The organism is Bacteroidota bacterium, assembly GCA_018692315.1.
GTDB lineage: Bacteria > Bacteroidota > Bacteroidia > Bacteroidales > JABHKC01 > JABHKC01.
In genome coordinates, this window is the sequence record JABHKC010000207.1 from 1 (window position 1) to 12719 (window position 12719).

5 protein-coding genes are annotated in these 12719 nt (G+C 34.3%); 3 read left to right on the forward strand and 2 right to left on the reverse strand.

Annotated features, from left to right (window positions below):
* Window positions 1-117: 117 nt before the first annotated feature.
* Together HN894_15460 and HN894_15465 are read right to left on the reverse strand one after the other, a co-directional pair.
* The gene (locus HN894_15460) at window positions 118-1206 is read right to left on the reverse strand and encodes a hypothetical protein (GenBank protein ID MBT7144719.1); all 1089 of its coding nucleotides are present in this window, start codon (window positions 1204-1206) and stop codon (window positions 118-120) included.
* 53 nt (window positions 1207-1259) lie between these two features.
* On the reverse strand, window positions 1260-1940 hold the full coding sequence (locus tag HN894_15465; protein ID MBT7144720.1) for a T9SS type A sorting domain-containing protein: 681 nt from the start codon (window positions 1938-1940) through the stop codon (window positions 1260-1262).
* A 1002-nt stretch (window positions 1941-2942) separates the two neighbouring features.
* Here HN894_15465 and HN894_15470 point away from each other — a divergent pair.
* The 3 genes from HN894_15470 (at window position 2943) to HN894_15480 (ending at window position 12523) form a co-directional block, all read left to right on the forward strand.
* Window positions 2943-4754 (forward strand): 3-isopropylmalate dehydratase large subunit, encoded by a 1812-nt coding sequence (locus HN894_15470; GenBank protein MBT7144721.1) that lies wholly within the window; start codon window positions 2943-2945, stop codon window positions 4752-4754.
* Between the two features lie 60 nt (window positions 4755-4814).
* Complete coding sequence (locus HN894_15475; protein MBT7144722.1) at window positions 4815-6590, forward strand: 3-isopropylmalate dehydratase large subunit; 1776 nt, start codon at window positions 4815-4817, stop codon at window positions 6588-6590.
* Between the two features lie 842 nt (window positions 6591-7432).
* Window positions 7433-12523, forward strand: a complete 5091-nt coding sequence (locus HN894_15480) for a T9SS type A sorting domain-containing protein (protein MBT7144723.1) — start codon at window positions 7433-7435, stop codon at window positions 12521-12523.
* The last annotated feature ends 196 nt before the right edge of the window (window positions 12524-12719 follow it).

Below are 12719 nucleotides of genomic sequence, written 5' to 3' on the forward strand. Positions count from 1 at the left end.
GGGTCAACATGCTCCGTTTCTCGAAAGCCGCCGCCGCAAAAAAGGGGTCAACATCTGCCGGAATGACAGACAAATTTCACTCAGAAAAACAACATTTTTTTTATCGCTCGGAGGGGGTCAGCTTGCTCCGGTATATCCATCCATATAGTCTAAACATATGTTTATTACACCTTGATTATGATTAATTGGATTTTGTATCCACATTATTTGCCCAAGAGAATCGTATTTTACTATAAAAGTTTGAGGATATATTGAGTTGTGCACAATATAATTTGTACTATCAAAACAAAGAATATCGCTATTAAAATTACCAGCTACTATAATATTATTATTGTTGTCACATGCAATTGTACGTCCTCTGTCTTTCATTAAGCCATATGCTTGTTTTACCCATACAAATACTCCATCTGCATTATGTTTAGCTAAAAAAAAGTCAGCATCACCGGAATTAGACAAAGAAATATTACCAAAATTTATCGTTTGACTATGAAAATAGCCAGCAACATAGACATTACCTAACTTGTCTGACGTTATACCCCAACCTCTATCATATTCGTAACCTCCAACATTGTTTGCCCAGATCATATTGCCATCAAGACTTAATTTATAAGTAAAAATGTCACAACTTCCAGTTAAATGAAAAGTATCGGAACAAACGTAAAGCTGCTGACTTTTAAATCCTCCTGTTATAAGAATTGATTTATTTGTAACAGCAATATCTGTTGAAAAATCATCATCATCACCCCCAATATGTTTTATCCATTGTTCAACACCTATTGAATCATATTTAATTAGGAAAACATCATCCTCGCCATAAGTTAAGAATGTATCTGTCTCAGTCATTATAATATTATTAAATATCCCACTAACATAAACATTGCAAGTAGTATCGCAACAAATATCATAACCACGAACAAAATAAGACCCATAAAAGGCTTTTGCCCAAATTATATTTCCTTCCGAATTAAGTTTAACAACAAATGGATTATCATAATATGCTGAAGTAAAAGTATTATTGCCAAATGTGATAGAATTATTATAGTAGCCGGTAATATAAATATTCCCAAACTTATCGGAACAAATAGCATTGCCAACATCGGAATCTATGCTTCCAAAAGATTTTGCCCAGTCCCATTGAGGATGTTGGGGGAATGAAAAATTAAAAAGGAAGAAGGAAAGGAAAAAAAGTATTGGTGCTTTTTTCATGATTTTGTTTTGATAGTCAGGGCTTGGCTTTGAGCCAAACCCTGACTTGATGCTTATTTAATAATGCTCATTTTTCTGGTTTGTGTAAATTCTGCTGTAGTTAAACTATAAAAATATGTGCCTTGTTTATAGTTTTCTAAGCTGAAAGTAAGAGTATGATTTCCTGCATTTTGATTTTCGGCAATCAATTCATCTGTTAATTGACCAAAAATATTAAATACCTGAATTTTCATATTTTTTTTGTAAACTCTAATAATATTATCGGGGTTTAATATGCCAACATCTTTTATTACAAAGTCTTTGCATCTGTCTTTGGTTGAAATAGCTTCTCCTGATTTGTAGAGTTTAATTTTTATTCCATATTCTTTATTTGGAATCTCACTTCCGGTTAATATGAAATGTTTACAATTTCGAAATTTAATTCCATAATCATAATTACCTGAAGAAATAATAGTTACCAGATTATCACATGGTCTGACAATTATTTCGTTGCCATCAGTTCCACTCAAATTTTCAATTACTAAATGATTCCTTTTACCATTTGTATCTGCTTCAATGCAAACTGTTTGTCCTGGTGTAACACCCATTATTGATGCATCCCAAAACACAACAAAAGCTGGAATAGTCCAATCGCATCCGGTATTATTACATTTACAAGGAATTTGAGCAAAACTTCCAAAGTTTGCGAAAAAGAAAAAAGCGAAAATCGATATTATAATTTTAATATTTTCCATTTTATTATATTTTTGGTTTGTAAAAATAAGAAATTTGCTCATTATTTTTGTTTTTTATTGTGAATAATTAAATTGTCTAATTGTAGTTTCTTGAAATTCTGCCTCAAAAATAAGTTCATTTAGAAAAATCTTAAATCATTGAAAACTCCCAAATTCTTTTCCTATTTTTGAGACAAATTCATATGAATTTGGTTTTGCAAATTTCAAAGAGGTTTATACTATTTGGAAATTGTATTTGATCTTATTTTCGCAAAAGAAAAGAAACCTGCAAGACTTACCGGCAAAGAAGTGAGAAGAGGACACCGGCAAGTTTGCAAGCTTCCAAGAAAATTCAATTAATTCATGTATTATTTTTAATTGAATCTCCTGTATTAGTACACCATAAAATGTTATCCAGTATCTCAAACATATTTCAAATGTTCGATTTAAGCTAACAATTTTAAGTTTCAATAATTTTTTCACTTCTTTTTTACTTTTATTCCGATTTTTATCGGAATTTCAAAAAACTAAACCCTCTCATATAGTAATAACAAAAAGCCCAAAAATCTTTCATGTTTTTTGATGTATTTTGGCAATTATTTGCAAAAAAGTCTTGTAAGCGTTTGAGTGTTAGGGAGAAAAAAAATAAAAAGTTTTTATGCAAGTTGAATTTTTGCAGTTTTTTTGAAAGGATTCTTGCTTTCGCAGGAATTGTTGAAGGGAGCAATTGTTTTTCCAATATCCAACATCAAACACGGAATATTCAAATTTTACTACCGCAAGTTTGTAACTTGTGGTTCTGTAAAGTCATTGGTTTCACAGAGTTATACAAACAAAAATCTTCTACTATTTTTTAGGAAATTCGACAGATTTGTTTAAAAAAAGGAATAATTCTGTTGAAAGGAAAACTATTTTAGTGTAAATACTTGATTCAAGAAAAGAACAAAATTTAAGCATAAAAATTGTTAATAACAAATCCTAAAATCTTTACATTTGCAGATTTTTAAATTATTATAAATAATTATGGGACTGACTTTAATAGAAAAAATAATTGCAAATCATTCTAAGCACGATGTTGTAAAACCTGGATACATTGTCGATGTTGAAATTGATGCACGAGCAGCACGCGATTTTGGTGGGCCAAATGTTGTGAAAAACATTCAGGACAATAATCTTCCGATAGACGATGTATCGAAAACCTTCTTTACTTTCGATACAAATCCGACTGGCTCCGACCAAAAATATGCTATAAATCAGCAAATTGTAAGAATGTTTGCCCGCGAGCATGGCATACAAGTTTTTGACATCGATGTAGGAATTGGAACTCACACTATGATTGAACGAGGGCTTGCTTATCCGGGTTCTACTGCTGTAACAACCGATTCGCATGCAAATATTCTTGGTGCTGTGGGTGCATTCGGGCAAGGAATGGGCGATCAGGATATTGCTGTTGCATTTAGCAAAGGAAAAGTATGGTTCAAAGTCCCTAAATCTGTAAAAATCAATTTGAATGGAAAACGACCTGAGGGAATTTCCGCAAAAGATGTTGTGTTGAATTTATTGAACATTTTTGGAGCAAACTCTTTATTAGGTTTTTCAGTTGAAATTTATGGTGAAGAAGTCGATAAATTTACACTCGACGAGCGAATTACAATTTCGTCTATGGCTACCGAAATGGGAGCAATAATTATACTTTTCACTCCAAGTGAAGAAATCCTGGAATACTCGAAATTGCGAACAGGAAAAGACATTATGCCTCTTGTAGCCGATGCCGATGCAAGCTATGAAAAAGCATACGATCTTGATTTCGACAAATTTGTTAATATGGTTTCCTTGCCGGGAGCACCTCACGATGCAGTGAATATTGTTGAAGCACAAAAAACAAAAATTGATTCTGCTTTTATAGGCTCTTGCACAAATGGCAGGCTCGAAGATTTACATGCTGTTGCTAAAATTCTGAAAGACAGAAAAGTTGCTCCGGGTGTTGTACTAAAAATTGTACCGGCAACCGATGCTATTTGGCAGGAAATTATGCATGACGGAACATTGGAGATTTTCAAAAACTCCGGAGCAATGGTTTCTAACGCTGGCTGTGCTGGTTGTGCAGCCGGACAGGTTGGGCAAAACGGACCGGGCGAAATCACAATTAGTACCGGAAATCGAAATTTTCCCGGAAAGCAAGGAAAAGGAAAAGTTTATCTTGCATCGCCGGCGGTTGTTGCAGCCTCAGCTATTGCAGGCTACATAACTACTTCTAATGCTATTCCAGACGAACCAACAGTTTTTACTGTAAAAGAAAAAATTGAAAATCTTGAAAAAGCAAAAAGCGAAGCTAAACAAACACATGACAAAACCACAGAAGTTGTAGGAAATGTTTGGTATATTAAAGAAGACAATATCGATACTGATATGATTTTTCATAACAGATACCTTGCCATCACCGATATTAACGAAATGGGGCAATACACTTTTGACAATTTGGAGGGCTACAAAGATTTTTCCAAAAAAGCCAAAGCCGGCGATATTGTAGTTGTTCAGAAAAATTTTGGTAGTGGAAGCTCTCGCCAACAAGCGGTCGATTGTTTCAAAGCTCTTGGTGTTCAGGCAATTGTTGCAGAATCTTATGGTGCAATTTACGAAAGAAATGCAATAAATGCAGCTTTCCCAATTATTACTTACGATTCGCTCGAAGGTCTCGATTTGGAGAATGGCGACAAAATCAAAATCAATTTCGAAACAGGATTAATCACTAATTTGAAAAAAAATAAAACCATAAATGCCGAAAAATTCTCTGAAGTTCAGATAGATATTTTCCAAAACGACGGAGTATTTTAATTGAATATTTTTAGAAGTCCCCTTTATGAACTTTATAACTTTATAAACTTTCAACTCAAGATGAAAAAAACATTTGTAGAAAAAGTTCTCGGTGCAAATACCGGAAGTATAGTTTTCAAAAAGCCCGATATTGTTTTAACTCACGACAATACGGCGAGTATTAAAAATACATTTGCAAAAATGGGTGGAAAAAAAGTTGCCAATCCCGATCAATTGTTGATTGTGCTTGACCATAATGCACCACCAACTAATGCAAAACTGGCAACTCAATATCAGACAGTTCGCGATATTGTTGAATATCAGGGAGTGAAAAACTTTTACGACTCCGGCAAAGGCATTTGTCATCAAATAATGTCGTATCATGCAAAACCGAAGATGGTGATTGTAGGAAGCGACAGTCACACCTGCACAGCCGGAGCTTTCAATGCTATGGCTGCCGGAATTGACCGCACAGAATCTGCCGGAATTTGGAAAAGAGGCGAAACATGGTTTAGGGTTCCTGAATCTATAAAAATTACTTTGACAGGAAAGTTAAACGCAGGAGTTTATGCCAAAGATATTTCGCTTTGGATAATTGGCATGATTGGCTCGGACGGAGCAAATTATATGTCGATTGAATATCATGGCGAAGGTGTGAAAACTTTAAGCATTTCAGACAGAATGACCCTTGCAAATCTGGCCTCAGAAATGGGAGCAAAGAATGCCGTTTTCCCTGCCGATGATGTGCTTGCCAAATTTTATGGAGAAGAAAAATACGAAGGGATTTGGGCTGACGAAGATGCTGAATATTTTAAGGAAATTGAAATAAATCTGAATGAAATATTTCCTTTAGTTGCCGCCCCACACCATGTCGATAATGTAAAATCGGTTTCGGAAGTTCAAGGCACAAAACTAAATCAGGGAGTTATTGGAACCTGCACAAACGGGCGACTGGAAGATTTGCAAATTGCAGCCGAAATTCTCGACGGCAAAAAAATTGCTCACGGTTTTCAGCTATTGGTAATTCCGGCTTCTCAGAAAATTTATCTCGAAGCTATTGAAAATGGGATTATTTCAAAACTGATAAATGCCGGTGCAACAGTGCTTTCTTCATCCTGCGGACCATGTTTGGGAACCGGTCAGGGCATTCCTGCCGATGGTTTCACTGTAATTTCTACAGCAAACCGAAATTTCCTTGGAAGGATGGGAAATAAGGAAGCAAAAATCTATCTTGCATCTCCGGCTTGTGTGGCTTTTTCAGCTATGAAAGGCGAAATTGCAGACCCTCGTGGAATTGTTTCAGACGATAAATTTCCTTATTCTAAGGAGCAAACTTCCACTTTGGAAATAGCGGAAAACGAAAATCGCAAAAATGGAAACGTCTGGAATTATGCCGATGTTGATAATTTGAATACCGACCAGATGTTTGCAGGAAATTTGACTTACAGCGTTTTAAGTTCTGATCCCGAGTCTATAATGCCACATTTATTTGAAGGTTTCGACAAGAATTTTGTGAAAAACTTAGAGCAAAACGATATAGTAGTTGCAGGTGATAATTTTGGTTGTGGAAGTTCTCGCGAGCATCCTGCCGTAGGTTTGGCTCATGCCGGAGTAAAAGCAGTGATTGTTAAATCTATCAACCGTATTTTTTATCGGTCGTCAATAAATCAGGGTTTGCTTTTGATTGTAAACAGAGAAATTGTTGAAAATTATAAAGCTGGCGATACAGTTGATGTAGATTTTCAGAATGGAAAAATAAAACTTAATGAAAAAGAATTTAAGTTTGAAGCCCTGCCGGAAAAATTAATGCAAATTATTGAAAAGAAAGGTTTGGTTAATTGGATAAAAGATGCTTAGGGTTTGTAAATGAATAAAGTATTCAAATTGAACGAAGATATTTTGTTCATTTTCAAGACGTAAAAGTTGCGAATAGCCACAGTTTATTTAATACTTTTGCAACGAAGAAAATAGATAAAAGAACAAGTACAAATGGATAGTTTATTTGTTTACAAACCCTTAAAATCAGGCACTAAAATACTTTTTAAATAAAAATGCTCTTGAGAAATTAAGGGCTTTTTTTGTTAGAAAAAAGTTAGAACTATTGTCTGGAATAGATTATGGATAGGCTATAAGTTTTCAAAAACCTACAAAAATATTAAAGAAGCGAGAAATTGCTAAGCCCGACTCAGTCTCGATGAAAATTCGGGATTGAACAATATCCCGAATTTGATTTCTAACACACAATTTTCACAAAAAAAAAATTGTTCGCAGAAAAAATAATAATTATATTTGAACATTATTTGCTAAGTAACAATTAGCATAATTAAATGAAAAACAAAAACTCTGAGAAATATTTTAATAGTTCTTGATTTCATTTTCTATCGATAATAGGTTCTTTGATATATTATAAAAATGTATTAAATTTGGACAATTAAACGAATATTAAATTGTATGACATAAAGAACTAGAAAAACATAAAATATTAAGCGTTAAGCTTTTTCTTGTTTTCGAAAACGACCAAATTTCAGAACTGTTACAAGAAATAAGTAAGACGTTCACGCCATAGGCGTGGGCTATTCTTATTTGTAACAGTGGGTGCTTGGTCGTACCTCGAAAGTGGATAAGTTTTAGTTCCACGCTTTTTTATTTATAAATATTAATCTTGCTTTTGGGGCTGGGGCAAACAAAATCAATTAGTTATGAGAATAAAGCTAGCCTTTTTTTATGCTTTAGTACTGGTTACATCAAGTATGTTATCAGCGCAAAACATTATTTATGTAAAACCTAATGGAACAGGTACTGGTAATACTTGGGCAAATGCGATTGCAAATTTGCAAGCTGCCATTGATAGTGCAAATCAACTGACACCCAAGGCAAAAGTTTGGGTCGCTTCCGGCACTTACTTTGGCGATAGCATTGCAGCAAACAATGCTTTTACAATTAAAGAAGGAGTTAATGTTTATGGTGGATTTGCAGGAAATGAACCTCCAAATTTCGACCTTTCTTTAAGAGACTTTGTTATTAATACTTCGATCTTGGAGGGGCAGAATGTTCAAAGAGTTTTAGGTCAGGATTCTGCATTTAGTGACTCAATAATTATAACCGTTTGGGATGGATTTACTATTCAAAATGGATATAATTCAAATGAAGGAGGAGGTGTTAAATTATTCACATATAGCAAAATCTCAAACTGTGTGATTACGAATAATACTGGCAGAAATGGTGGAGGATTGTGGGCAGATAGGGCTACAATCTTCAATTGCAAAATAATCAATAATAGCACTACACCATATCAAGGAAATTATGAGTGCGGAGGTGGGGTTTATATATTTAGCTCTACTATGATTAACTGTAACATATCAGATAATTATGCAGATTTTGGAGGAGGTTTCTGGACAAGGTATTCAACTTTTGTAAATTGTAATTTCTCTAATAATTCCTCATCAACAAATGTTTATTTTGGTGGTGCAGGTGCTGGGTATGTTTGGGCTAGTTCTACATTCATCAACTGTTTGGTAAATGACAATACAACAACGGGCCATTGTGGGGGTGTTTATGTACATAATTGGATTGACGGGCCAACTGATTTCATAAATTGTCATATTGTCAATAATTCTGGAGATGGTATCTATATGCAATACTCTTCTGCTCATACAAATATTGCAAATTGCATAATCTGGGGAAACGATATTCAAATCTCAGGTAGCAATAGTAGAACAATTTCGTATAGTGCAATACAGGGTGGAGCATCAGGAACTAATAATATTGATCTTTCTCCTGAAAATAGCGGGATTGATACTACATCGAATTATGTAACCTTTACTGACCCAATAAATGAAGATTATTCCTTACTTCCTCAGAGCGTTTGCGTTGATACAGGACTCGACAGCATAGTTACAACATTTACCGATATTCTGGGAAACATGCGAATATGGGATGGAAATAATGATAGCACATTTACTGTTGATATTGGAGCTTTTGAGTATGGAGCACCTGCCAGCAGTTGTATTACTAATGAGATTAATATATTGGATTTCAATGATACTTTAGATTTTGGGGTTCTACAAGTTGAACTAACTTTTGATACTTCCTCATTATGGTTGTCAAACGTAGGCGGTTGCAATATAATTATCGACAGTCTGATAGGCTTACAATCTCCATTCTTTATTGATACCGTAGGATATACAGGCCAAATCCTCCCAGGTGATTCAATTGAAATACCAATAATTATTAACAAAGATAATCCTATTGGATTTTATTCCGATACATTGAATGTTTTTAGTAATGTAATCCAATGCTCAAACATAGACTCTGGACTTGTAGCATATTACCCGTTTAATGGTAACGCATACGATGAAAGTGGGAATGGACATGATGGGACTGTAAATGGAGCAACTTTAACAACCGATAGATTTGAAAATTTGAATAGTGCATACAGCTTCGATGGAAACAGTGATTATATTACATGTGGCAATTGGTTTAATTATCAAGATTTCACACTTTCTTTGTGGGTAAAACAGAATGTCCTCTTAGGGGATTATACAATAATCATTGATAATAATCATACTGATTATATTAATTGGGTGATTCAATCTGAGCCGTTTTCAAATACGTTTGGATTTGGAACGGCAACATTGCAAGGAGTATTTTTGACATTACCACAAAATGTATGGAACCATCTGGTTTTTGTAAAGGATGGATATTATGTAAGGGCATATCTCAATGGTGTTTTGCAAGATGAAACTTTATTAACAACTTCAAATGTGAATTATTGTGATCCAAATTTATATATTGCCAGATATGCTGCCGGTGGTAGATTTTTCTCTGGAAAAATCGATGATATAAGAATGTATAATAGAGTGATTTCTAATTCAGAAATTTATGCATTGTACGATGAGAGTTATATTACAAATGTTATTATTCAAGTAGAATTAGTAGATACAGTTCAAATTTTACCTTTAGTTTTATTCGATTCTATACAAAATGTTTTTTGCTTTGGAGATGCAAGTGGTTCAATAGATTTGGCAGTATCTGGAGGAACTACACCATATACATATTTATGGAGTAATGGAGAAATAATTGAAGATATTTCAGGTTTAATCTTAGGGCAATATTCAGTAACAGTAACAGATGCAAATAGTGTTGAAATTATTGAAACTTACACTATCTTAGAACCATTTCCAATCAGTCTTTCGTTTTTATCTACAGATGTTAGTTGTAATGGAGGAAATGACGCCATGGCAATAGTGATACCGACAGGAGGCACATATTTCTTTATTGAGGAATATTGGGCAAATTCTGTATTAGGAGATACCGCAAGTAATTTGAGTTCAGGAACATATTCAGTTACAGTTACCGATTCTGATGGTTGCATTGGAGTTGATAGTGTTAGCATCAACGAACCGGTTGAAATGACAATTATTGGAGTAACTACAGATATTTTCTCAACAGGAAATTCTTTTGGAGCAATTGGCATAACTGTTACAGGTGGCACTTCTCCTTATTCTTATTTGTGGAGCAATGGAAGTTCAACAGAAGATATTCAAAATCTTAATTTTGGAAATTATTATGTAACTGTTACCGATGCCCTTGGATGTGTAACTTCCGAATATTTTTATGTTGCTGAAACTACACAAAACTATTCTCCATGGTCTGTTTCATATACCTCTAACAATCATACAATACTTATTCTTGATACAATATCAATTACAGTTTTAGCTAATCCAGTTGAAATTGGCGACTATATTGGAATATTTTACGATTCTCTCGGAACAGAGGTCTGTAGCGGTTTTAGGGAATGGACTGGAGCTTCTACTGCAATTGCAGCTTGGGGAACGGATACAAATGAAGTATGTGGTTTTGCACTTGGTGAAGAGTTTAAATGGAAAATTTGGGATGCTTCTGAAAACCAGATAATTGAGGCGAGAGCTACATATATGCCTCCTGGCGGAGGAATTGTGGATGAAGGTGAATATGTGATTTGGGGTATAAGTGGATTAGCTTCTCTAAATGCAGGAGAATCTCAGGAAATTGATTTACCTGACGGATGGAGCTATTTTTCTACATATATTGATCCTTTTTATCCATTAATGGATTCCATTTTCAGTGATATTGAACAAAATGTATATCTGGTAAAAAACTCTGCTGGAGATATATATTGGCCTTCGTTTTCAATTAACCTGATAGGAGATTTATTATATTGTGAAGGCTACCAAATAAAGATGGATATTGCTGATACATTAATTGTTATGGGATTTGCTGTAGAGCCGGAAAACGAAATATGTGTGGTTCCACAAGGTTGGTCATTTATTTCTTATTTAAGAAAAGCTTCCACTCCTATTATTGATATGTTAAACAGTATTCTGGGCGATATAATAATAGTAAAAAATTATCATGGAGATATATATTGGCCTTATTGGAGTGTGAACCTGATAGGCGATATGAATCCTGGTGAAGGCTACCAGATTAAGACTACAGTCCAAACCGAATTAACATATCCTGCAAATAATGCACTCACATTTTGGACTTGCGGAGACGATTTTATAGATACAAGAGATAACCAGATATACTCAACTGTTCAAATCGGAAATCAATGTTGGATGGCTGAAAATCTAGATATTGGAGTAATGCAATTTGGAAATCAAGAAATGACTAATGATTCAGTTTTAGAGAAATACTGTTACAATAATAATTTATCAATGTGTACAACATATGGAGGTTTGTATCAATGGGACGAAATGATGCAATATTCTTCGGATCAAGACAATCAAGGAATCTGTCCAATGGGATGGCATCTACCAACTCATTTTGAATGGTGTATATTAGAAACTGAATTAGATCCACAAGTTGAATGTAATGATGAACACTGGAGAGGTGTTGATTGTGGAACTAAATTAAAACAAGGTGGAAGTAGTGGTTTTAATGCTCTCTTTTCTGGCATTCGAAACATAAACGGGACATTTGAAGGTGCTTTCGGTCAGGAATTAAAAACAATCTTTTGGTCCTCAAGTTTAACTTCAAGTACAACACATGCATGGAGACGTTTGCTGGCTGTTGGTTCTGGAGGTGTAAACCTATTCAGTGAACCAAAATCTAAAGGGTTTTCTGTCCGTTGTATTAAAAATGAGCAGAATATTTATAAATCGAAGTTTATTTCGGCACGCAAACCAAGTTATTATTCAGATATCCAAAACACCGGTTCAAATATGACTCTCGGTATCCCAAAAACTTCATGGGAAATTAAACCTCAAAAAGGCTCAGAAATTGGCATTTTCAGCCAAAATGGAGAACTTGCTGGCTCTTCGGTTTTTACTGGAGAAAACACAGCCATAACAATCTGGGGAAATGATGAATTGACCTCTGAAATTGACGGATTGCAACAAGATGAAGAATTTCTGATAAAGATTTGGAATGGAGGTGATGAGCAAAGTTTGAAAATCATTTCATGGTTTGAAGGAGATGAATATTATGAAACCAACAAGATTTCAATAGTAGAAAAATTATCAAATGTTATCCAGGTGACTATCGGGACAAATTATAAACTTCTCCAAAATTCTCCAAATCCATTCTCAGAAATTACAGAAATTTGTTTTTACCTGCCAGAAAAGGCATTTGTTAAGATAGAATTATTCAATCTTCTTGGCGAAAAAATTGAGACAATCCGCTCCGACAATTTCGATTCGGGAAATAACACAATAGTTTTCGATAGGAAAAACTTGCCAGCAGGAACGTATTTTTATAGACTTTCTTCGGGAGAGTTTTCTGTTGCAAAAGCAATGAGTATTGAATAAGTCTTATATTTTTTCCTACGAAAGTTCCATTACTGAAACTTTGAAAATTCCTAATAAAAAATCCCTGAATTTCAGGGATTTTTTTGTTTGGTAGATTTTTAAGTTTTAGGTCAAGCTCTTTTCAAAAAAAACAATTCCAAATATTTGGTTCACTAAAACTATTTATTGTTTCAATTAGAAACTATATACTAATGAA

Bases quoted from the DNA above. Each gene is read 5' to 3' on its own strand.
- HN894_15460 (MBT7144719.1), bottom strand. From the start codon at position 1,206: ATGAAAAAAGCACCAATACTTTTTTTCCTTTCCTTCTTCCTTTTTAAT.
- HN894_15465 (MBT7144720.1), bottom strand. From the start codon at position 1,940: ATGGAAAATATTAAAATTATAATATCGATTTTCGCTTTTTTCTTTTTC.
- HN894_15470 (MBT7144721.1), top strand. From the start codon at position 2,943: ATGGGACTGACTTTAATAGAAAAAATAATTGCAAATCATTCTAAGCAC.
- HN894_15475 (MBT7144722.1), top strand. From the start codon at position 4,815: ATGAAAAAAACATTTGTAGAAAAAGTTCTCGGTGCAAATACCGGAAGT.
- HN894_15480 (MBT7144723.1), top strand. From the start codon at position 7,433: ATGAGAATAAAGCTAGCCTTTTTTTATGCTTTAGTACTGGTTACATCA.